Raw genomic sequence first — 21133 nt, forward strand, 5'->3', positions numbered from 1 at the left:
ATGTAAGGTCCGGCCGTGACAGGCCTCTGGGAGGAGCCGTAGATGAGTCAGGGTACGCCGGGAGAACTGGAGAAGCATCACGAGCTGGCGCCGGACGGCGAGCCCGTGAGCCACCACGATCCCTTGTCCTCGGGCTTCCCGCTCGGCACGGAAGGGCGGATCCTGTTCTGGATCGCCTTCACCTTCTCGATCTTCCAGCTCGCCACCGCAGCGCATCTGTGGGACCTGCCGAGCCAGATCGTGCGGGCCGTCCATGTCGGCTTCCTGTGCCTGCTCGGCCTGCCGCTGGTCGCCGCCATCAAGGGCGAGAATGCCGGGCTGAGGGCACTGTTCTGGCTGCTCGGCCTCGCCGGCATGGGCGTCGCCGTCTATCAATGGTGGGAATACGAGGCGCTGATCTTCCGCGCCGGCATGCCGTCGCTGGCCGACACGATCGTCGGCGTCGCGGCGCTGGCCGTGCTCTTTGTCGCCACTTGGCGGATCATGGGGCCGGCCCTGCCGATCATCGCCGGCCTGTTCCTGGCCTATTGCCTGTTCGGGCGCTTCCTGCCGTCGCCCTTCGTCATCCGCTACTACCCGTTCAGCCAGATCGTCGATCACATGGCCTTCGGCACCGAGGGCATCTACGGCATCCCGACCTACGTCTCGTCCTCCTACATCTTCCTGTTCATCCTGTTCGGCTCGTTCCTCGAGCGGGCCGGCATGATCAAGCTGTTCACCGACATCTCGCTCGGCCTCGTCGGCGGGGCCAAGGGCGGCGCCGCCAAGGTCGCGGTCATCTCCTCCGGCCTGATGGGAACGATCTCCGGCTCGGGCGTCGCCAATGTGGTGACCACCGGCCAGTTCACCATTCCCCTGATGAAGCGCTTCGGCTATCGCGCCGCCTTTGCCGGCGGCGTCGAATCCACCGCCTCCATGGGCGGCCAGATCATGCCGCCGGTGATGGGCGCCGTCGCCTTCATCATGGCCGAGACGCTGAACGTGCCCTATGCCGCCGTCGTCCAGGCCGCGGTCATTCCGGCGGTGCTGTATTTCGGCTCGGTGTTCTGGATGGTGCATCTGGAGGCCGGCAAGCGCGGCCTGATCGGCCTGGAGAAGGGCGAGCTGCCCTCGGCGCTGAACGCGCTGAAGAAGGGCTGGTACCTGCTCCTGCCGCTCGGCGTCCTCGTCTATCTGCTGTTCACCGGCTACACGCCGCTCTATGCCGGCACGATCGGCCTGGCGCTGACCGCGCTGCTGATCCTCGGCGCGCCGCTGGCGGGCCGGATCTCGGTGCAGGGGCTGCGCTACGTCTTCTGGATCGGCCTCGGCCTCTCGGCCGCCGCCTTCTTCGAATACGGCATCCTGCCGGTGGTCATCGCGCTGGCCGTGCTGATCGCTCTCTGCGCCCTGTTCCGGGGTGGCCGCGAGACGCTGCTCCTGACCCGCGACGCGCTCGCCGAGGGCGCCAAGACGGCCCTGCCGGTGGGTATCGCCTGCGCCATCGTCGGCATCATCGTCGGCACGATGACGCTGACCGGCGTCGCCAACACCTTCGGCCAGTTCATCGTGGCGGTCGGCGACACCTCGCTGTTCCTGTCGCTGGTGCTGACCATGATCACCTGCCTGATCCTGGGCATGGGCATCCCGACCATCCCCAACTACATCATCACCTCCTCAATCGCAGGCCCGGCGCTGCTCGCCCTCGGCGTGCCGCTGATCGTCTCCCACATGTTCGTCTTCTATTTCGGCATCCTTGCCGACCTGACGCCGCCGGTGGCGCTGGCCTGCTTTGCGGCCGCGCCCATCGCCAAGGCGCCGGGGCTGAAGATCTCCTTCGAGGCGGTGAAGGTCGCGCTGGCCGGCTTCGTCATCCCCTTCATGGCGGTCTACACGCCCGCTTTGATGCTGCAGGATGGCGGCCCGCTGGCCGAATCCATCGGCTACTGGCCGGCTGTCGCCTACATCGTCTTCAAGGCGTGCCTGGCCATCGGCCTGTGGGGCGCCGCGGCGATCGGCTACCTGGTCGCGCCGCTGAAATGGTGGGAGCGGGCGGTGGCGACCGTCGCGGCCTTTACGCTGATCGCCGCAATGCCCATCACCGACGAGATCGGCTTCGCCCTGGCGGCGCTGATCCTCGGCTGGCATGCGCTGCAGATCCGCCGGCACGGGCGGCCCGAGGCGGTCAACCGCACCGGCGGTGGCAGCGGGCCGGCCAAAGCCGGTGCCGCGCCCCGCGACGAGACGGTGTCGCCGGCCGAATGATCTGCATCGCCGCCGGCGCCAAGACGCTGACCCTGGCCACCACCGCCTTCTCGCTCTCCTGGACCCATTCGGTCGAGAAGACCCGCTGGGAGGAGCGCTGGGTGGCGGGGCCGCAGGGGCTGACGGTCGTCGAAGGCCGCGTCGAGGGCTCCGGCGCCGGCATGGAGCCACCGCCGGACGCCGTCCTGCGCGACGGCGCCTATGTCTACACGCCGCATCTGGCGCCGGTCCCCGAACTCGTCCTCGCCGCCTCCGGCGCCACCGGCTCCGGCTGGACGCTTTGCCCTCTCGGCGATGTCGCGGACACCCCGGACACCGACGCCTGCCTCACCCTCGGCAAAACCGCCGCCGCCCCGGTGCGGATCTCGGTGTGTCCGGCGGCCGGTGGTGAAGGCGCCGCCACGCACCGCTGACGCAGCTGCTGGAATGACGCGAACCGCCGTTTGCGGGGACAGCTTGGCGGCAAGCCGGCAGATGCCACGCCCACCATCCGCACGACGTCCTACACACGGCCCCCAACTATAACGCGCGTCATCCTCGGGCTTGACCCGAGGACCCATTCCTCTGCGGTTCGGTGTCCACTCCGTCTGAGAATAGCGATGCGGCACCGGGAACGGCATGGGTCCTCGGGTCAAGCCCGAGGATGACGACCTTGTTTGATGGAGCAGCTCTTCCGGCGAGGTCGGCAGTTGCTCGGCGCCACCACCACGCGACGCCCGACCCGAGGCGCACCAACCCCCGACGCGCGTCATCCTCGGGCTTGACCCGAGGACCCATGCCTCCGCGCTTCAGTGCCCCCTCCCTCGAAGACCAGCCCAGCGCCCAAGGTGGCGTCCCGCGTCGGGATCGGGCAGGCTGGCGATGCCGGCAACCGGCCGGCAGACGCAAGGGGGCACGCCATGTCGTTCACCGAAGCCATCCGTTCGGTCTTTGCAAATTACGCCACCTTCCGGGGCCGCGCGCCACGCTCGGAATTCTGGTGGTTCGCGCTGTTCACGCTGCTCGGCAATTTCGTCCTGGGTATCCTCGATGCGATTCTCGTCGGCCCGGCCATGGGCCTCGCGCCCTTCTCGGGCGAGGGTTACCAGCCGCTCGGTTCGATCTTCTCGCTGGCGATCTTCATCCCGTCGCTGGCCGTCTCGGTGCGCCGCCTGCACGACACCGGCCGCAGCGGCTGGTGGTTCCTAGTCAATCTGGTGCCGCTGATCGGCTGGCTGGTGTTCCTCTACTTCGCCGTCCAGCCCAGCGACGCCACCAACCGCCACGGTCCGCCGCCGTCGACCGGCGCGGTCGTGCGTTGAGGCGTGGCGATGCTTTGATGCGGTGTGTTTTGTGGATAGGGGATCTTCCGTCGAAGGATCTGGCGGCGCCACCGGGGACGGCATGGGTCCTCGGGTCGAGCCCGAGGATGACGACCTTGATTGATGAAGGCGCTCTTCTGCTGAGGTTGGCAGCTGCTCGACGCGACCACCCACGCGACGCCCGACCCAAGGCGCACCCCACCCCCGACGCGCGTCATCCTCGGGCTTGACCCGAGGACCCATTCCTCTGCGGTTCGGTGCCCACTCCGTCGGAGAATAGCGACGCGTCACCGGTGCCGGCATGGGTCCTCGGGTCAGGCCCGAGGATGACGACCTTGATTGATGAAGGCGCTCTTCCGGCGAGGTTGGCAGCAGCTCGACGCTGCCACCCGCACCACGTCAAACACGCGCACCCCACCCTCGACGACGACCTTGTTAGACGAGGTCACGGCCTCGCCGGCGCTCTCCGCACGAACATCGCCCGCCAGCCGCCCGCCCTACCGCTGGCGTTCGCGCCAGTGGGGGTCGATCCAGGGCTGCTTGTCGGGCTCGGGGGCCAGCATGCCGTCACCGAGAATGTGGTCGGCGGCCTTCTCGCCGACCATGATCGAGGGGCCGTTGAGATTGCCGTAGGGGATGCGCGGGAAGATCGAGGAATCGGCCAGCCGCAGGTTCTCGGTGCCGATCACCCGGCAGGCGGGATCGACCACCGCGTCCGGATCGTCCGGCGCGCCGAGGCGGCAGGTGCCGCAGGGGTGATAGGCGCTCTCGGCATGTTCGGCGATGAAGGCGTCGAGCTCGGCATCGCTCTGCACCGCCGCGCCGGGCTGGATTTCCGGCCCGCGATAATCGTCGAAGGCGGCCTGGGCGAAGAGCTCGCGGGTCAGCCGGATCGCCTGGCGGAACTCGGGAAAGTCGTCCGGATGCGTCATGTAGTTGAAGCGGATCGAGGGCGCAGCGCCCGGATCGTCGCTCTTCAGCCGAATCCGGCCGCGCGACTTGGAGCGCATCGGTCCGACATGGGCCTGGAAGCCGTGGCCGGGGGCCGCGGCCTGGCCGTCATAGCGGATCGCGCCGGGCAGGAAATGATACTGGATGTCGGGATATTCGATCCCCGGTGCCGAACGGATGAAGCCCGCCGCCTCGAAATGGTTGGTGGCGCCGTAACCGGTGTGCATCAGCATCCATTCCAGCCCGACGCGGCCCTTGGCGAAGAGATGCAGATAGCCGTTGAGGGTGATCGGCTGGGTGCAGGATTGCTGGATATAGACCTCCAGATGGTCCTGCAGGTTCTGGCCGACGCCGGGCCGCGCCACCCGGGTGCGGATGCCGACGCGCGACAATTCGGCCGGATCGCCGATGCCCGAATGCATGAGGATGGTCGGGGAATTGATGGCGCCGGCCGCCAGCACCACCTCGCGCCGGGCCCGCACGATGCCGGTGCGCCGGCCCCGCCGGCCGATCTCGACGCCGACGGCGCGGGTGCCCTCGAAGGCGATGCGCGCGACATTGCCATGCACCAGCCGGCAATTGCCGCGGGCCATGGCGGGACGCAGATAGGCATTGGCGGCCGACCAGCGCCGGCCGCGCCAGATCGTCTGCTGCATCGGGCCGAAGCCCTCCGGCTTTTCGCCGTTGTAATCGTCGGTCAGCGGATAGCCGGCCTGTCTGCCGGCCTCGATGAAGGCACCGTAGAGCGGGTTCTCCATGGCGCCGCGCTGGACATTGAGCGGGCCGGACATGCCGCGCCACGCCGGATCGCCGGCCGGCAGCCCGTCGGCACGGGGCTCGGTGCCGCCGCCCTCGAAGCATTCCATCCGCTTGAAATAGGGCAGGACGTCGCCGTAGCCCCAGCCCGCCGCGCCGCTCTCGGCCCAATGGTCGAAATCCTTGGCGTGGCCGCGCACATAGACCATGCCGTTGATCGAGGACGAGCCGCCGATGACGCGGCCGCGGGGCGTCGCCAGCCGGCGGCCGGCCAGCGTCTCTTCCGGCTCGGCCCGGTAGCCCCAGTCGTAGCGCGCCATGTTCATCGGGAAGGACAGCGCGCCCGGCATCTGGATGAAGGGGCCCGCATCGGTACCGCCGGCCTCGACCACGACGACGTCGTAGCGTCCGGATTCCGACAGGCGGTAGGCCAGCGCCGAACCGGCCGAGCCGGAGCCGACGACGACGTAGTCGGCTTCGTCGAGGGTCTTCATGGGGCAATCTCCGCATCGATGACCCGCTCGATCATCCGCACGGCGGCGGCGCGATCGGGCGCGGTGAGGGGTGTCAGGGCCTGGCGCAGCCAGACGCCGTCGATCATGGCGCCGGCGGCAGCGGCGACGGAGACCGCGGCGACCGGGCCGACCAGCGGCTCCAGGCCCGAGATGAGATTGGTCTCCAGCCGCCGGAAATAGACGCGCAGCAGGCGCGCCGCTTCCGAGGAGCGCCGGGCGTAGACGTAGAAGACCAGCCAGGCGCTGATCGCCTCGCGGCGGAACTGGCTTTCGTCGAAGGCCGCCTCGATCACCGCCGAGACGCGCTCGCGCGGCGTGCGCGAGGCGATCAGCCGCCGGGTGACCTCGGCGCGGAACTCGCGCAGCAGCTGGCGCATGGCGGCGATCAGCAGATCGTCCTTGGCGCCGAAATAATGGTGGGCGAGGGCGGGCGAGACGCCGGCCCGCGCCGCGATGTCGGCCATGGTCACTTCGATCGAGCCGGCCTGCTCGACGGCGCCGATCACGGCACCGATCAGCGCCTGGCGACGCTCGGTCTCGATTCCGCCACGGCCGAGGCGGGGCGTTTTCAACTGGGTCATGCCGTAAAGATAATGATGTTGATTGATCAGTCAATCAATTGTGGCGAGGTCCTTGCCCCAGAGGTGGGGGAAGCGGCTGCGGAGCCTGTCCGCCACCCTGTTCAAACCGCCTCTCCTCTGCCTATCATCACGGATGCGCGGCACGCCCTGCGATCCGCCCGGCCTACTTCGGGATCCTGGCATCCCCCAGCGAAAGAGATGTGACATGAGGCTACTGACAGGGGTCGCGGCGATCGCGCTGACGGCGGCAATGGCGGGCCCGGCGCTCGCCGATTACACGCTGACGATCCTGCACACCAACGACATGCACAGCCGGATCGAGCCGATCAACAAGTACGATTCCACCTGTTCGGCCGACGAACTGGCGGAAGCCAAGTGCTTCGGCGGGTCGGCGCGGCTCCTGTCGGGCATCCGGGCGGCGCGCGAAGCCCATCCCAACACGCTGCTCGTCGACGGCGGCGACCAGTTCCAGGGCACGCTGTTCTACACCCGCTACAAGGGCAAGGCCGCCGCCGAGATGATGAACACGCTCGGCTATGACGCGATGACCGTCGGCAACCACGAGTTCGACGACGGTCCGAAGGTGCTGCGGGCCTTCATGGAAGAGGTCGAGTTCCCGATCCTGCTCGCCAATGCCGACATCTCGGCCGAGCCGGAACTGGCCGATACGCTGAAGCCCTCGGCGGTGATCGAGAAGGACGGCGAGACGATCGGCCTGATCGGCGTGACGCCGGCCGACACCGGTGAGTTGTCGAGCGCCGGCCCCAATGTGCGCTTTTCCGATCCCATCGAGGCGGTCCGCGCCGAGGTCGACCGGCTGACCGGCGAGGGCGTGACGAAGATCGTGCTCCTCAGCCATTCCGGCTACGCCGTCGACCAGCGCATCGCCGCGGCCGTCAGCGGCATCGACGTCATTGTCGGCGGCCACTCCAACACACTCTTGTCCAACACCGACGAGAAGGCCGCCGGTCCCTATCCGACCATGGTGCCGAACCCGGACGGCGTCGACGTGCCGATCGTCCAGGCCTACGCCTATGGCAAGTATCTCGGCGAACTGACCGTGACCTTCGACGATTCCGGCGTGGTCACCGCCGCGGTCGGCAATCCGGTGATCATGGATGGCGAGATCGCCGAGGACAGCGATCTCAAGACGCGCATCGAGGAATTGGCCAAGCCCCTGCAGGAGATCCGCGAGAAGGTCGTCGGCCGCACCGAGGACCCCATCGACGGGTCGCGCGACACCTGCCGGGCGCAGGAATGCGAAATGGGCAATCTCGTCGCCGACGCCATGCTGGCCCGTGTCGCCGACCAGGGCACGGCGGTCGCCATCGTCAATGGCGGCGGCCTGCGCGCCTCGATCGACGCGGGCGAGATCACCATGGGCGACGTGCTGACGGTGCTGCCCTTCCAGAACACCCTGTCGACCTTCAAGCTGACCGGCGCCGACATCAAGGCGGCGCTCGAGAACGGCGTCTCCGAGGTCGAGGAGGGCGGCGGCCGCTTCCCGCAGGTGGCGGGTCTCAGATACAGCTGGTCGCGGGCCGGCACGCCGGGCGAGGACCGCATCCGCTCGATCGAGATCCGCGAGGGCGACGGCTACGTGCCGCTCGATCCGGAGAAGACCTATCTCGTCGTCTCCAACAATTTCATGCGCGGCGGCGGCGACGGCTATGGCGTCTTCGCCGAGAAGGGTACCGAGGCCTATGATTTCGGCCCGGCGCTGGAAGAGGTGGTGGTCGAGTATCTCGCCCGCGACAACGCCGCCTATGCCCCCTTCACCGAGGGCCGCATCACCGAGATGCAGTAGGCGCGTCCCGCGCGCCGCGCTATGGGGAAAGGGCCGGCGCCAGCGCCGGCCTTTTTGCGTGAGGGGCGTCGATGACCGAGAGACTGAACAGGATCGGCTGGATCGAGGGACTGGCCGCGCTGGCGATCGTCGTCGCCACGGCGGCGATCCTTCTGGCCATGGGCCGCACGCCGATCTGCGAATGCGGCACGATCAAGCTGTGGCACGGCGTCGTGGTCAGTTCGGAAAATTCCCAGCATCTGTCCGACTGGTACTCGCCGTCGCACCTGATCCACGGCTTCCTGTTCTTCTTCGCCGCCTGGCTGGTCCTGCGCCGCGCCAGCTTCGGCACGCGGCTCATCCTGGCGCTGGTGGTGGAATGCGCCTGGGAGATCGCCGAGAACACCGATGCGGTGATCCAGCGCTACCGCGAGGCGACGATCGCCCTCGACTATTACGGCGACAGCGTCCTGAACTCGGTGGCCGACATCGGCTTCATGGTGCTGGGGTTCTGGCTGGCGAGCCGGCTGCCGATCTGGCTGGCCGTGACCATCGCTTTGGGGCTGGAGATCTTCGTCGGCTGGATGATCCGCGACAATCTCACCCTCAATGTCCTGATGCTGCTGTGGCCGCTGGACGCGGTGAAGGCCTGGCAGGGCGGCGCCTAGGCGCGGCCGGGCAAAAGGCAGCAGTTCAGATAAGTCGGGCAGCGGCGCGTCCCTCGAACGCGCCGCTGCCATCCGTTCGTCTCAGGCCGCGGTGGCGGGTGCCGGTTCGAGCCGTGCGCCGAGCGACTTGGCGGCATCGCGGAACGACACCAGCCGGCGGGCGCTCTCGTCCCACAGGACCAGCTTCACGCAGTTGAAGCTCTGGCGAATGGTGATGCGGCCGAGCCCGTGCAGCTCGGGAAATTCGCGCAGCACCTCCGGCAGGCGGTAGAACGGCACCGTGCTCGACAGGTGATGCACGTGATGGATGCCGATATTGCCGGTGAACCAGCGCAGCACCGGCGGCAGGTCGTAATGCGACGAGCCGTGCAGGGCGGCGTGCTGGAACTTCCACTCGTCGCTCTCCGACCAGTGGGTCTCCTCGAACTGGTGCTGCACGTAGAACAGCCAGACGCCTGCCGTGGCGGCCATGAGGGTGATCGGCAGCTGCACCGCCAGGAAGGGGACGAGGCCCATCGCCCAGATCAGCAGCGCCGCCGGAATGGCAATGCCGAGATTGGTGGCGAGCGTCGAGGTCCAGGGCTGCACGCCGGCGCGCATCAGGCCGACCGGCAGGCGGTACTGGCAGATGAACAGCCATGCGGGCCCGAGGCCGAACATCACCGCCGGGTGGCGGTAGAGCCGGTAGCGGATGCGGCCCCATTTGGTCAGGGCATTATACTCGGCGACCGTCAGCGTATCGACGTCGCCGATGCCGCGCTGGTCGAGATTGCCGGTGGTGGCGTGGTGCACGGCATGGGTGCGGCGCCAGTAATCATAGGGCGTGAAGGTGACGACGCCGATGACCCGGCCGGTCCAGTCGTTGACCGCGCGGCGGGCGAACAGCGAGCCATGGCCGCAATCGTGCTGCAGCATGAACAGCCGCACCAGGAATCCGGCGGCCGGCACGGTGAGGATCAGCCCCCACCAGTGGCCGTGGGTGACCGCGACGGCGGTCAGGGCCCACAGGGCCACAAAGGGGATGGCGGTGACGGCGATCTCCCAGACGCTGCGCGCGGTATCCGGCTTGCGGTACCGTGCAAGCGCTTTGGTCCAGGAGATGGTCTTGGCGTCGGCTGCGGTGCCGACCGTATCGGTGGAGGTCAAGGAGTATCCAAGCTGGGGTGCCCTCGCCGACCGAGCGCCATCGACCGATCGCGGATCGGGCGGCTGGCGGGAAAACGAGGAGAGATGCGGGAGCGAACCGGCTCGCGCTCCTCCGAGGGCAGGGGGTATTCCCTGCTGACGTGTCTATCATCATGGCGCATTGAGGCAAGGTTGCGACGCGTCCGGCCGATCAATTTCCCCGTGACTCGTGTTGCCGCCCTCACGCTGCCTCGGCGGACAGCCCCCGGTGGTCGAGCAGGAACCGCGCGAAGAACGGCAGGCTCGCCGAGCCGATCTCGCGGGCGCTGGCGCCCATCGTCCCGGCGCGGATATCGAGGGGCGTCAGGCCCTGGCGCCTGAGCCGCACCATGGCCCGCCGGGTCGCCTCGACCAGCCGTGCCCGCACGTTCTCGGGAAAGCCGCCGTCGATGACGGCGCATTCGAAATCATAGACCGCGCTGGCGGAGACGATGGCATAGGCGAGGCCGCGCGCGGCGATGCCCAGCCAGTGGTCGAGGACGGTGCCGAGTTCGTCCCAGGCGCCGGCATCCTTCCACAGGACCAGCGGATCGCCGCCCTCGGCCGCGATCATCTTCTCCAGGACATGGATCGAGGCAAAATTGATCAGCTGCTCGAAGCCGTCCAGCCGGACGCCGGCCACCCCTTCGCGGGCGGCGCGCGGCACCGGCATCGAGCCCAGCGCGCCGGCATTGCCGGTGCGTCCCGTGACGAGGTCGCCGCCCATGACGATCCCGCCGCCGACGAAGGCGCCGACGAAGAAATAGACATAGTCCAGCGACGTCGTTGCGCCGAAGACGTTCTCGGCGGCGCAGGCCGCCGTCGCGTCATTGGCCAGATTGACCGGCAGGCCGGTGATCGCCACGAGTTCGGCGACGATGTCGACCCGGCGCCAGGCGTCCATCCGTTCGGCCGGCGCGCCGATCTCCTCGGCCCAGGACCACATTTCGTAGGGCATGGCGACGCCGAGGCCGACGATCCGCAGGCGCAGCCGGGCGTCGATCGCGCTGGCGACCCGCGGCTGCGCCGCGCGCACGAAATCGAGGACGAGGTCGACGTCCGGGTAGGCATAGGTCAACCGTTCGCGCGCCCGCACCACGCCGAGGAAATCCATCAGCACGAGTTCGACCGAGCGGCGGCCGATCTTCAGGCCGAAGGCGAAGGCCCCGGAGGGATTGAGCCGCATCGGGATCGAAGGCTGGCCGACCCGGCCGCGCCGCGGCATGTCCCGCAGCACCAGTTCCTCCGCCTCGAGCGCCCGCATGATGACCGATGCAGTCTGCGCCGAAAGGCCGGTGCGGCGGGCGATCTCGGCCTTGGCGAGCTCGCCGTGCTGGCGGATCAGGCTGAGGACGGTGCGCTCGTTATGGGCGCGCAGCCCGGACTGGTTGGATCCCCGCATGCGGCCGGAGATCGGCGGAAAGTCGGCGGGAACGCCGTCGGCCTGGGGGTCCATGCATCCTCCCTGCGTGCGCTGCGATGGCGCCGCCCGGTCGACGCGACCGTACGGCGACCCATATTCCCACATGGCGCGCAACGGCCGGAGCGTTGCATCGATCCATGCCGCCGTCAATAAATAAATCAACGTGATTTATTATCGTTGACAGCGTTCTCGGCTTGGTGTTTCGTAAGGTCGACGGGGCTGGCGAGGAGGCCGGCCCGCCGCGTTTCACGGCGCGCAATGTCGGCATCGGCCGACGGTTCTGGGAGGTTCTCAACGTGACATTCCGTACGCTACTCGCATCCACCGCCATTGTCGGCCTCGCGGCCCTCGCCACGCCGGCCGCCGCGCAGGACGCCAAGACCAGCGCCTGCCTGATCACCAAGACCGACATCAACCCGTTCTTCGTCAAGATGAAGGAAGGCGCCTCGGCCAAGGCCGAGGAACTCGGCATCGAGCTGTCCAGCTATGCCGGCAAGGTCGATGGCGACCATGAGACCCAGGTCCAGGCGGTCGAGAGCTGCATCGCGGCCGGCGCCAAGGGCATCCTGATCGCCGCCTCCGACACCAAGGCGATCACCGACGTGGTCAAGCGGGCTCGTGACAACGGCGTTCTGGTGATCGCCCTCGACACGCCGCTGGAGCCGATCGACGCGGCCGACGCGACCTTCGCCACCGACAATTTCAAGGCCGGCCTGCTGATCGGCCAGTGGGCCAAGGCGACGATGGGCGACAAGGCCGCCGACGCCAAGATCGCGCTGCTCGACCTTTCGCCGGCCGCGCCGTCGGTCGACGTTCTGCGTGACCAGGGCTTCCTCAAGGGCTTCGGCGTCGACGTGAAGGACGAGGCGACGATCGGCGACGAGGACGACCCGCGCATCGTCGGCCACGACGTGACCGCCGGCAACGAGGAAGGCGGCCGCACCGCGATGGAGAGCCTGCTCCAGAAGGATTCGGGCATCAACGTCGTCTACACGATCAACGAACCGGCCGCGGCCGGCGCTTATGAGGCGCTGAAGTCCTTCGGCATGGAGGAGAACGTCCTGATCGTTTCCGTCGACGGCGGCTGCCCGGGCGTCAAGAACGTCGAAGAGGGCGTCATCGGCGCCACCTCCCAGCAATATCCGCTGGACATGGCGGCCAAGGGCATCGAGGCGATTGCCCAGTATGCCAAGGACGGCACCGTGCCGCAGCCGACCGAAGGGCTCGACTTCTTCGACACCGGCGTCAACCTGGTGACCGATGCGCCGGTGGACGGCGTGGAGTCGATCAGCGTGGCGGAAGGCCTCGATCGCTGCTGGGGATGATGGACGAGCGGGCGGCCTTCGGGCCGCCCCTTTCCATCCCTGCAAACCCGCTTCCACCTTCGCCGAGCCGGCCCGATGCAGGGGCATGGCAGGGCCGACCGGAGTGAGACGACATGAGTGATCCGACCAGCCGGGGAGCGGATTTCGAATCCTCCCTGAAGGACAGCGACGTGACGGTCGCCGCCTTCGAGCGCCGCTCGCGCGGCCCGCTCGACGCGGCCCAGCATTTCCTTCACGGCGCACCGACCATGGTGCCGGTGATCGTGCTGCTCCTGTCGGTCGCCGTCTTCGGCGTGGTCTCCAACAATTTCTTCTCCGCCTTCAACCTGTCGCTGATCATGCAGCAGGTGGCGATCGTCGGCATTCTCGCCGCCGCCCAGAGCCTCGTCATCCTGACCGCCGGCATCGACCTGTCGGTCGCCGCGGTGATGGTGATGATCTCGGTGATCATGGGACGGCTCAGTGTCGAGGCCGGGCTGCCGGTGCCGCTCGCCATCCTCTCCGGCTTCGTCGTCGGCACGCTGACCGGCCTTCTGAACGGCATCCTGGTGACCAAGGTGCGGCTGCCGCCCTTCATCACCACCCTCGGCACCTGGAACGTCTTCCTGGCGCTGAACTATTATTTCTCCAATCGCGAGACGATCCGCAGCCAGACGCTGGATGCCGAGGCCCCGCTGCTGAAGCTGTTCGGCGAGCGCTTCAACATCGGCGGCGCGGTCCTGACCTGGGGCGTCGTCCTGATGGTCGTGATCTTCGTGGTGCTCTGGTTCGTCCTCAACCGCACCGCCTGGGGCCGGCATGTCTACGCCATCGGCGACGACAAGGAAGCGGCGGAACTGTCGGGCATCCGCACCGACCGAACGCTGATCTCGGTCTACATGGTCTCGGGCTTCATCTGCGCCCTGGCGGCCTGGGCCTCGATCGGCCGCGTCGGCTCGGTCAGCCCGACCTCCTTCTTCGAGGCCAATCTGGAATCCATCACCGCCGTGGTGATCGGCGGCATCTCGCTCTTCGGCGGACGTGGCTCGATCATCGGACCGATGATCGGCGCCCTGATCGTCGGCGTCTTCAATTCCGGCCTGCGCCTCGCCGGCGTCGACGTCCTGTGGCAGCTCTTCGCCACGGGCTGGCTGATCATTCTCGCGGTCGCGATCGACCAGTGGATCAGGAAGGTCTCCGCATGAGCACGTCCCAGACACCCGTCCTCTCGGCCCGCGGCATCGTCAAGAACTACGGCCGCGTCACCGCCCTCGATCACGCCGATTTCGATCTCTATCCCGGCGAGATCCTCGCCGTGATCGGCGACAACGGAGCCGGCAAGTCCTCGCTGATCAAGGCGATCTCGGGGGCCGTCAGCATCGACGAGGGCGAGATCCGCCTGAACGGCGAGCCGGTGCGCTTCACCTCGCCCATGCAGGCGCGCGATGCCGGCATCGAGACCGTGTACCAGAACCTCGCACTCTCGCCGGCGCTGTCGATCGCCGACAACATGTTCCTCGGCCGCGAGATCCGCAAACCCGGCTTCATGGGCAAATATCTGCGCATGCTCGACCGCACCGCCATGGAGCGGATCGCCCGCGACAAGCTCTCCGAACTCGGCCTGATGACCATCCAGAACATCGGCCAGGCGGTCGAGACCCTGTCGGGCGGCCAGCGCCAGGGCGTCGCGGTGGCGCGCGCCGCCGCCTTCGGGTCCAAGGTGCTGATCCTCGATGAGCCGACGGCGGCCCTTGGCGTGAAGGAATCGCGCAAGGTGCTGGAGCTGATCCAGGACGTGCGCTCGCGCGGCATGCCGATCGTCCTGATCTCGCACAACATGCCGCATGTTTTCGAGGTCGCCGACCGGATCCATGTCCACCGTCTCGGCAAGCGGCTCTGCGTCATCGACCCGAAGACGGCCTCGATGAACGACGCCGTGGCGCTGATGACCGGCGCCAAGACTCCGGAATCCGACATGATCGCGGCCTGACGGCCGCTACCCTCGTCGGGACGTGCAGCCCTACAGCGCGCCGGCGATGGCCCGCGCCAGCCCGAAGGCCCGCTGTTCGATCAGGATCGGCACCTCGCAGACATAGGTCAGCGACTCCCGGCGCTCGTTGAAGATGCGCGTGTCCCACAGCAGCGCCTGCCGGGCGTTCTCGATGTCGTTGTTGCTGGATGCGGGATCGCGCTGCACCTCGGCGAAGTCGGCCGACTGCGCCCGCAGCTTGGCCGCCAGCGCCTTCTGCTTGGCGCCGTAGCGCTCGATGCCGCCCATCACCTCGCTGCGCTCGTTGTTCAGCCGCGCCAGCATGTCGACGAACAGCGCGGTGGCGACGGCCTCGCGCTCGGCCTCCGGCAGGTCGGCGACATGCGCCCGGACCAGCGCTTCGGCCTCGTCCAGCGGCAGGCGGCGGGCCACCACCCGGTCGATCAGCGCCCGCATCTCGGTTGTCCGTTCGACCGTGTCGGCCAAAGCGAGATCGGGTCCCGCCCAGATCTGCGCCGGGGTGATCGATTCCACCCGCCGCTGGACGCAGGGCCAGTCGGTGGTGCCCTTCTCGCCGCCGCGCGCAAAGCTCATCGGATCGGCCGGCGCGCCGTCGCCGGCAGCCGGCTCCCCGTCCGTCTCCGCGGCGTTACCCTCCGGCGCCGCTGCATCGGCCGGCGGGGCATTGGTGGGGGCGGGGCCGGGCACGACGAAGCCCTCCGGCACGGCGCGCGGCGATGCGCCGTCCTGCGCCGCTGCGGTGCCGGCGCCGATGGCGGTCGCGAGGGCCAGCAGCGACACGGTGGCAATCGCGAAGTGACGGGCGGTGAGACGGACGAACATGGGGATCCTCCCTTTATCGCGGCGCGCAATGGCGGCCCGGCATCGGCGGCCGCCGGATGCTGCCTATTGCTGGCGCTTGCGGCTGATCAGCCCGCGCTGTGGGTCGTAGGAGATGATCGCGCCGCCGAGGAAGACGATCGTGCAGCCGACGACGATCGCCAGCGCCGGGGCGTTGAGCTGGCCGTACAGCGCGAAGCGCACCAGCTCGACGGCGTGGGTGAACGGGTTGAACAGGCAGATCTGGTAGAGCAGCGGGCTCGATTCCTGCACCCGCCACAGCGGGTAGAGCGCCGAGGAGGCGAAATACATCGGGAAGATCACGAAGTTCATCACCCCGGCGAAATTCTCCAGCTGCTGCACCAGCGACGACAGGAGCATGCCCAGCGAGCCGAGCATCAGGCCGCTGATGATCAGCGCCGGCAGCACGTAGAGATAGCCCGACCAGTGAGGCTGCACCTCCCAGAACCAGGCGATGGCGAAGAACACGTAGACCTGCAGAATGCCGACGGCGACGCCGGCGCCGAGCTTGGCGACCAGCAGGAACCAGCGCGGCAGCGGCGACACCAAGAGCGTCTTCATCGTCCCGGTCTCGCGGTCGTAGACCATCGAGAGCGACGATTGCATGCCGTTGAACAGGAGGATCATGCCGACCAGTCCCGGCGTGATGTAGACCTCGTAGAGAATATAGGTCTGGTAGGGCGCGGTGATCGACACGCCGAGCACCTGCCGGAAGCCGGCGGCGAAGATGAACAGCCACAGGAGCGGGCGCACCAGGGCCGAGACGAAGCGTTCGCGCTGATGCAGGAAGCGCAGCGCCTCGCGCCCGACGATGCCGCGCAGGCAGATCGCATAGGCCGCGAGCGGAAAGCCGCGGGCCGGCTCGCGGCCGGCCATGTCGGGCGTGGCGCTCATGGCATCGTCTCCGGTTCCACCTTCGGCGTCGCCAGCCCGGTGAGCCGCGAGAAGGCGTCGCGGATCGAGCCGGCGCTTTCCGCCGCCACGACGTCCGGCACCCGGCCTTCGGCCAGCGCCTTGCCGTGATGCAGAACGACAACCCGGTCGCTTTCGTCGATCTCGTCGATCAGATGGGTCGCCCACAGGACGCTGACGCCCTCGTCGGCGACGAGCCGGCGGACCTCGGCGACGATCTCGGCGCGCGAGCGGATGTCGAGCCCGACCGTCGGCTCGTCGAGCAGGATCAGGCGGGGCCGATGCATGAAGGCGCGCACGATCTCGACGCGGCGCAGCTGGCCGCCGGACAGGCTGCGGGCCTTGTCGCCGAGCCGGTCGATCAGCTCCGAGCCCTGCAGGATCTCCGCGATGCGCTGCCGGGCGGCGGCGCGGGACATGCCGTGCAGCGCGGCGTGATAGGTCAGGTTCTGGCCGATCGACAGTTCCAGATCGAGGGTGCGCGCCTGGAATACCACGCCGAGACGGCGCAGCGCCTCGCCGGGATGGCGGTCGAGCGGCCAGCCGAGAATGTCGATCCGGCCCTCGCGCACGTTGAACAGGCGCGTCACCAGCGAGAACAGCGTCGACTTGCCGGCGCCATTGGGGCCGAGCAGCGCGGTGAAGGAACCCTGCGGCACCGTGAAGGACACGTCCTCGAGCGCCTTGCGGGCGCCATAGGCATGGCTGACATGGGCGACGGAAAGGGCAGCGACCCCTGGCTCATGCGGCTTGGTGGCTGAAACCATCGTCATCCGTTGCAATCTGTGCGCCCGCCCGACCTTACCGCGAGGGCTCGGAGAAAACACCCGCCAAAACACCGGCAACCCGCCCGCCGGACCGGCGGGGCGGGCTGCCCGTGATCGTTTGGAAAGTTGCGGATCAGGGAACGACCGTGATCGTGCCCTTCATGCCTTCCTTCTCGTCCAGCCCCTCGACATACCAGTCGTAGCGGCCAGGACGGATGGTCTGGAACTGCACGGTGATCGGGCCCTTGGCGTCGAATTCCAGCCAGGCCGGCGCGCCGTTCATGTGGATCTCGCGATCCTCGATGACGATCTGGTTGTTCCAGACGCTCCGGAAGAAGGCCGGGGCATGGAACTTGTACTCGACGCCGCCATCCGAGACGATGTCCCAGCGATAGGGCTGGCCCGCGCGCAGGACGAAATCCTTGGCGCTGACCGCATAGGGATCGTCACTGGAGCCGATCGTCAGGGGCGTGATGATCTGCGAGGAGAGCGACAGCGGCGGCAGGCCGATCTGGTCGCCGTTGAGGGCGCTGGCCGGCATCATTTCCGAGCCCGGCATCATCTCCAGTTCGCTGGCCGGCGGCACCATGGCGCCGCCATGGGCGTCGTCATCGTCATCGTCGTCATCATCATCATCGTCGTCATCGGCGGTGACGGACGCATTGCCGCTGTCCTGCGCGGCGGCGACGGTCGCCGGCGCAAAGGCCAGGAAGGCCGCCATCAGCGATAGCCAGACTGGTTTCATTCTCTCTCTCCCCAAAACACGGCTGCGGGACGCAGCCCTTCAGATCCTCCCCGCGACGCGCGGCCGGCTATTCGTCCCCCGCCACGGCCACGCCCCAGGGCTCGCGTCCCACCTGCACCGACTTGATGACCTTGTCGGCTGCCACGTCGATGATCGAGATGTCGTTGGAAATGCCGTTGGTGGTGAACAGATGCGTCTGGTCCGGCGAGAAGGCGAGCTGCCACACCCGCTGGCCGACCAGCAGATAGTCCAGCACCTCGTAGGTGTTGCCGTCGATCACCGCGATCCGGTTGGCGGGTCCGAGCGCCACATAGGCCTTGGAGCCGTCGTCGGTGATCCGCACGCCCACCGGCTGGATCGCCTCGGAGCGGATGCCGGGAATCTCGAAGGTGATCTTCTTCTTGATCTCCTTGGTGTCGGCGTCGATCACGCTGACCGTGCCGCCGATCTCGGCGGTCACCCAGACCTCCGACCCGTCGCTCTTGTACTGGGCGAAGCGCGGCCGCGAATCCACCAGCACATTGGCGACGATGCGGTGGGTCTCCCGATCGATGAAATGCGCCATGTTGGTGGTTTCGGAGGTGTTCACGATGATCGCGCCGTCGGGCGAGATCCCCATGCCTTCCGGCTCGACGCCGACCGGGATCTCGGCCAGCCTTGCCCCGGTTTCCAGATCGATGACGGTGACGAGATTGTCGTCCTCATTGGCCGCATAGAGCCGGTCGCCGGTCGCCGAAACGACCAGGAGCTCCGGGTCGGGGCCCGACGGCAGGGTGCGGATGAATTCGTAGGTCTCGGTGTCGTAGACCTGGATCGTGTCGCTGTCGCTGGCGCAGACATAGAGATGCTTGCCGTCGGGGCTGACGGCGATGCCGCGCGGCCGCTGGCCGACCTCGAAGGTGTCGACGACGGCGAAATCGGCCGAGTCGAGCACCGTGATGTCGTTGCCCTTCTCGTTCGACACGAAGATCTTGTAGGCAAAGGCGGGGCTCGCCGACAGAGCGAGCGTGGCGGCGAGCGCCGTCAGGGTCAGTCGTCTCATCTTTCCTCCCGGCGGGGCTGGCCCCGTCTGCGTCTGTCTCGGCGGCCCTCAGGGGCGGCCGACCATACGCCATGCCGACCCGTCCTCGCGAGCCGTGTTTTTCCCGTCGCCCGCCGATCCGTGCCCGTCTGACCGGGCCGTCGCAACCGGCGATGGACGGATGACCCGCGGATCGGCCTCCATTCCGGGACCGCGGGAAAACTGGACCCGGTCGCCCCGGCCCCGCTGCCTTTGGGAGGGGCAGGAAGCCGGGAGACGACCGTTGCAGTGACGCTAGCCCGGCGTCCTTACGGTCGGCAACGGGACAAGTTCCCGTCTTTGTCGCAGGCGGCTTTTACGGTCTTCATGGGGCGTTGGACGATGCCATCCATTGCCGCCTGTCACTGCGGGTCAGCGTTCGGCAGGCCGGTCAGGTGGCGGCGGTCGGGGCCGATTTCTCGATCACGAAGACACTGCGCTCGCCCTCGCGTTCGGTGGTCGCGAGCCGGTAGCCCATCTCGGCGACCAGATTGGGAATGTCGATCACCGCCAGCGGATCGGTGCAGCGCACCTCCAAGAGCTCGCCCGGCGCGATGCCGCCGAGCGCCTTGCGGGTCTTCAGGGCCGGAAGCGGGCATTTCAGCCCGGTGAGATCGAGGATCGTGGTCATGCGGGCGACGATGGGCGAGCGGCGACGGCCCGTCAATCGCCGCGATGGCGCCCGGCGCCGATGACCCCAGCCGGGCCGGGCAAAGAGGCTGATCCGGTATGATATGGCAATCTTGCTTTTACGCTTGTCTGCGAAGCTCGGCGCAGGAGACATCACCAATGTGCCGCGCATGACCGTTCCGCCCGCGTCCGTTCCGAAGCGACGATCCGGCCCGCTTGCGCGCGTCCGGTTCTACGGCTCGCGGCCCGTGATCACCGATGTCGAGCAATTGCTGGCCATGCGGACGCGCGACATCCGCCTGGACGGCGAGATCGGCAAGCTCTTTCGCGATCGCATCTGGTCCCAGTCCGCCAAGATCATCCGGGCCTGGATGATCTGGGTCGCTCTCCTCAACGTCCTGATGCTGACGCTGTCCTGGTTGACGCTGCCGCCGGCGGTGACCCTGTCGATGCTCGTGCCCGGCGCGGTCCTGTCGCCAGTGGCCATCGCGGTCTTCCTGATCTGGCGCAAGCCCCGCGCCCAGCGCCTACAGCGCGTCGCCCTGGTCGTCGGGATGGGGGTCATCCTCCTGGGCGTCGCGCTGATCGGCGAGGCGGCGGGCGGCGGCTATCACGAACGCTATCTGAACATCATGATGGTGGTGGCGATCTCGGCCATCATCATCTTCGGCATCCCGCTGCGCTGGACGGCGGCGATCGCGGCCATCACCGTCTGTCTCTACTGCATCTTCCAGCTCCGCAATCCGGATCTGGGAACCGGCAGTGCCCTCGCGTGGACGCTGTTCTTCGCCTGCGGCATCGGCGCGACCGTGGTGGCCCGGCGCAGCATGACGCTTCTGGCCCAGAAGGCGTTTCTCCTCGACCTGCGCGACAAGACCCGCGTGGCGGAACTCGCCGCCGCGAACGACCGACTCGAGGAACTCGCCCGGACCGATCCCCTGACCGGCGTGGCCAACCGGCGCTGGATGACGGAGATCCTCGACGCGCTGTGGAGCGCGCCGCGGAGCCGCGTGTCCGGCGCTTTGCTGATGTGCGACATCGACGACTTCAAGAACCTCAACGACCGTCTCGGCCATGGCGAGGGCGATCGCTGCCTGATCGAAGTGGCCAGGCTCATCGGCGATTGCGTGCGGCGGGACGGCGACAAGGTCGCCCGTTACGGCGGCGAGGAGTTCCTGGTTCTCCTGCGCGGCGTCGATACGCAGGCGGCACTCGCCACCGCCGAGCGGATCCGTCGCAGCATCGCCGATGCCGGGCTCGCCAATCCGGGGTCGCAGGTCTCGCCCCAGGTGACGATCAGCATCGGTGTCGCGGCATTGGAGCCGGGTGACGGCGACGTCACGCCGCAACAATTGCAGAAACGCGCCGACGAGGCGCTCTATCTGGCCAAGCAGTCCGGCCGCAACCGCGTCGTGCTCTACGGCGCCGATGCGGCCTGCCCGGAACGATCACGGCTGACCGAGGACGCCTGACGG

The 21133-nt window shown here is 68.0% G+C and carries 19 protein-coding genes; 9 read left to right on the forward strand and 10 right to left on the reverse strand.

From position 1 onward, the window contains the following. Positions 1 to 42: 42 nt before the first annotated feature. The 3 genes from J3367_RS05725 to J3367_RS05735 all read left to right on the forward strand — a co-directional run bounded on the left by J3367_RS05725 (position 43) and on the right by J3367_RS05735 (position 3545). Positions 43 to 2244, forward strand: a complete 2202-nt coding sequence (locus tag J3367_RS05725; RefSeq protein WP_024350957.1) for a TRAP transporter permease — start codon at positions 43 to 45, stop codon at positions 2242 to 2244. Continuing rightward, positions 2241 to 2657, forward strand: coding sequence for a DUF1850 domain-containing protein (locus J3367_RS05730; RefSeq protein ID WP_051141597.1), 417 nt, complete (start codon positions 2241 to 2243; stop codon positions 2655 to 2657). The genes J3367_RS05725 and J3367_RS05730 overlap by 4 nt, the downstream gene beginning before the upstream one ends. Before the next feature lie 486 nt (positions 2658 to 3143). After that, complete coding sequence (locus tag J3367_RS05735) at positions 3144 to 3545, forward strand: DUF805 domain-containing protein (protein WP_024350955.1); 402 nt, start codon at positions 3144 to 3146, stop codon at positions 3543 to 3545. A 497-nt stretch (positions 3546 to 4042) separates the two neighbouring features. On the opposite strand, the gene betA is transcribed toward J3367_RS05735, so the two are convergent. Together betA and betI are read right to left on the reverse strand one after the other, a co-directional pair. After that, positions 4043 to 5746, reverse strand: a complete 1704-nt coding sequence (betA, locus tag J3367_RS05740; protein ID WP_024350954.1) for a choline dehydrogenase — start codon at positions 5744 to 5746, stop codon at positions 4043 to 4045. Next, positions 5743 to 6348 (reverse strand): choline-responsive transcriptional repressor BetI, encoded by a 606-nt coding sequence (gene betI, locus J3367_RS05745; protein WP_024350953.1) that lies wholly within the window; start codon positions 6346 to 6348, stop codon positions 5743 to 5745. Before betI ends, betA begins: the two co-directional genes overlap by 4 nt. A gap of 205 nt (positions 6349 to 6553) precedes the next feature. Here betI and J3367_RS05750 point away from each other — a divergent pair, with 205 nt between their 5' ends. Together J3367_RS05750 and J3367_RS05755 are read left to right on the forward strand one after the other, a co-directional pair. Next, a complete protein-coding gene (locus J3367_RS05750; RefSeq protein ID WP_024350952.1) occupies positions 6554 to 8155 on the forward strand; it encodes a bifunctional metallophosphatase/5'-nucleotidase in 1602 nt (533 codons plus the stop codon). Positions 8156 to 8226: 71 nt separating this feature from the next. Beyond that, positions 8227 to 8802 carry a DUF2585 domain-containing protein gene (locus J3367_RS05755; RefSeq protein ID WP_024350951.1) on the forward strand — a complete coding sequence of 192 codons (576 nt, stop codon included), beginning with the start codon at positions 8227 to 8229 and terminating at the stop codon, positions 8800 to 8802. Positions 8803 to 8883: 81 nt separating this feature from the next. On the opposite strand, the gene J3367_RS05760 is transcribed toward J3367_RS05755, so the two are convergent. Together J3367_RS05760 and J3367_RS05765 are read right to left on the reverse strand one after the other, a co-directional pair. Beyond that, on the reverse strand, positions 8884 to 9948 hold the full coding sequence (locus J3367_RS05760) for a fatty acid desaturase (protein WP_024350950.1): 1065 nt from the start codon (positions 9946 to 9948) through the stop codon (positions 8884 to 8886). 220 nt (positions 9949 to 10168) lie between these two features. Continuing rightward, positions 10169 to 11422 carry an ROK family transcriptional regulator gene (locus J3367_RS05765; protein WP_024350949.1) on the reverse strand — a complete coding sequence of 418 codons (1254 nt, stop codon included), beginning with the start codon at positions 11420 to 11422 and terminating at the stop codon, positions 10169 to 10171. A 263-nt stretch (positions 11423 to 11685) separates the two neighbouring features. Here J3367_RS05765 and J3367_RS05770 point away from each other — a divergent pair, with 263 nt between their 5' ends. From J3367_RS05770 to J3367_RS05780, 3 genes are all read left to right on the forward strand, one after another. Next, on the forward strand, positions 11686 to 12714 hold the full coding sequence (locus tag J3367_RS05770; protein ID WP_024350948.1) for a sugar ABC transporter substrate-binding protein: 1029 nt from the start codon (positions 11686 to 11688) through the stop codon (positions 12712 to 12714). Positions 12715 to 12827: 113 nt separating this feature from the next. Then, positions 12828 to 13898 carry an ABC transporter permease gene (locus tag J3367_RS05775; RefSeq protein ID WP_009211325.1) on the forward strand — a complete coding sequence of 357 codons (1071 nt, stop codon included), beginning with the start codon at positions 12828 to 12830 and terminating at the stop codon, positions 13896 to 13898. After that, positions 13895 to 14683 (forward strand): ATP-binding cassette domain-containing protein, encoded by a 789-nt coding sequence (locus J3367_RS05780; protein WP_024350947.1) that lies wholly within the window; start codon positions 13895 to 13897, stop codon positions 14681 to 14683. Before J3367_RS05775 ends, J3367_RS05780 begins: the two co-directional genes overlap by 4 nt. A gap of 30 nt (positions 14684 to 14713) precedes the next feature. Here the strand turns inward: J3367_RS05780 and J3367_RS05785 are convergent, their stop codons facing one another. From J3367_RS05785 to J3367_RS05810, 6 genes are all read right to left on the reverse strand, one after another. After that, positions 14714 to 15526, reverse strand: a complete 813-nt coding sequence (locus J3367_RS05785; protein ID WP_421460414.1) for a hypothetical protein — start codon at positions 15524 to 15526, stop codon at positions 14714 to 14716. Positions 15527 to 15589: 63 nt separating this feature from the next. Continuing rightward, on the reverse strand, positions 15590 to 16438 hold the full coding sequence (locus J3367_RS05790; RefSeq protein WP_024350945.1) for an ABC transporter permease: 849 nt from the start codon (positions 16436 to 16438) through the stop codon (positions 15590 to 15592). Continuing rightward, positions 16435 to 17223, reverse strand: coding sequence for an ABC transporter ATP-binding protein (locus tag J3367_RS05795; RefSeq protein ID WP_024350944.1), 789 nt, complete (start codon positions 17221 to 17223; stop codon positions 16435 to 16437). The genes J3367_RS05790 and J3367_RS05795 overlap by 4 nt, the downstream gene beginning before the upstream one ends. 133 nt (positions 17224 to 17356) lie before the next feature. Next, a complete protein-coding gene (locus J3367_RS05800; RefSeq protein ID WP_244495427.1) occupies positions 17357 to 17968 on the reverse strand; it encodes a hypothetical protein in 612 nt (203 codons plus the stop codon). A 67-nt stretch (positions 17969 to 18035) separates the two neighbouring features. Next, positions 18036 to 19010, reverse strand: coding sequence for a YVTN family beta-propeller repeat protein (locus J3367_RS05805; RefSeq protein ID WP_024350942.1), 975 nt, complete (start codon positions 19008 to 19010; stop codon positions 18036 to 18038). Between the two features lie 409 nt (positions 19011 to 19419). After that, positions 19420 to 19659, reverse strand: a complete 240-nt coding sequence (locus J3367_RS05810) for a sulfurtransferase TusA family protein (RefSeq protein WP_024350941.1) — start codon at positions 19657 to 19659, stop codon at positions 19420 to 19422. A gap of 169 nt (positions 19660 to 19828) precedes the next feature. Between J3367_RS05810 and J3367_RS05815 the strand changes: the two genes are divergently transcribed. Further along, positions 19829 to 21130, forward strand: a complete 1302-nt coding sequence (locus J3367_RS05815; protein ID WP_024350940.1) for a GGDEF domain-containing protein — start codon at positions 19829 to 19831, stop codon at positions 21128 to 21130. The last annotated feature ends 3 nt before the right edge of the window (positions 21131 to 21133 follow it).

Origin of the sequence: Aurantimonas sp. NFXS3 (assembly GCF_049132005.1) — a bacterium.
GTDB lineage: Bacteria > Pseudomonadota > Alphaproteobacteria > Rhizobiales > Rhizobiaceae > Aurantimonas > Aurantimonas coralicida.

Excerpts from the sequence above, each read along its gene's own strand:
- J3367_RS05725 (WP_024350957.1), top strand. The coding sequence starts at position 43 with ATGAGTCAGGGTACGCCGGGAGAACTGGAGAAGCATCACGAGCTGGCG.
- J3367_RS05730 (WP_051141597.1), top strand. The coding sequence starts at position 2,241 with ATGATCTGCATCGCCGCCGGCGCCAAGACGCTGACCCTGGCCACCACC.
- J3367_RS05735 (WP_024350955.1), top strand. The coding sequence starts at position 3,144 with ATGTCGTTCACCGAAGCCATCCGTTCGGTCTTTGCAAATTACGCCACC.
- betA (WP_024350954.1), bottom strand. The coding sequence starts at position 5,746 with ATGAAGACCCTCGACGAAGCCGACTACGTCGTCGTCGGCTCCGGCTCG.
- betI (WP_024350953.1), bottom strand. The coding sequence starts at position 6,348 with ATGACCCAGTTGAAAACGCCCCGCCTCGGCCGTGGCGGAATCGAGACC.
- J3367_RS05750 (WP_024350952.1), top strand. The coding sequence starts at position 6,554 with ATGAGGCTACTGACAGGGGTCGCGGCGATCGCGCTGACGGCGGCAATG.
- J3367_RS05755 (WP_024350951.1), top strand. The coding sequence starts at position 8,227 with ATGACCGAGAGACTGAACAGGATCGGCTGGATCGAGGGACTGGCCGCG.
- J3367_RS05765 (WP_024350949.1), bottom strand. The coding sequence starts at position 11,422 with ATGGACCCCCAGGCCGACGGCGTTCCCGCCGACTTTCCGCCGATCTCC.
- J3367_RS05775 (WP_009211325.1), top strand. The coding sequence starts at position 12,828 with ATGAGTGATCCGACCAGCCGGGGAGCGGATTTCGAATCCTCCCTGAAG.
- J3367_RS05780 (WP_024350947.1), top strand. The coding sequence starts at position 13,895 with ATGAGCACGTCCCAGACACCCGTCCTCTCGGCCCGCGGCATCGTCAAG.
- J3367_RS05785 (WP_421460414.1), bottom strand. The coding sequence starts at position 15,526 with ATGTTCGTCCGTCTCACCGCCCGTCACTTCGCGATTGCCACCGTGTCG.
- J3367_RS05790 (WP_024350945.1), bottom strand. The coding sequence starts at position 16,438 with ATGAGCGCCACGCCCGACATGGCCGGCCGCGAGCCGGCCCGCGGCTTT.
- J3367_RS05795 (WP_024350944.1), bottom strand. The coding sequence starts at position 17,223 with ATGGTTTCAGCCACCAAGCCGCATGAGCCAGGGGTCGCTGCCCTTTCC.
- J3367_RS05800 (WP_244495427.1), bottom strand. The coding sequence starts at position 17,968 with ATGAAACCAGTCTGGCTATCGCTGATGGCGGCCTTCCTGGCCTTTGCG.
- J3367_RS05805 (WP_024350942.1), bottom strand. The coding sequence starts at position 19,010 with ATGAGACGACTGACCCTGACGGCGCTCGCCGCCACGCTCGCTCTGTCG.
- J3367_RS05810 (WP_024350941.1), bottom strand. The coding sequence starts at position 19,659 with ATGACCACGATCCTCGATCTCACCGGGCTGAAATGCCCGCTTCCGGCC.
- J3367_RS05815 (WP_024350940.1), top strand. The coding sequence starts at position 19,829 with ATGACCGTTCCGCCCGCGTCCGTTCCGAAGCGACGATCCGGCCCGCTT.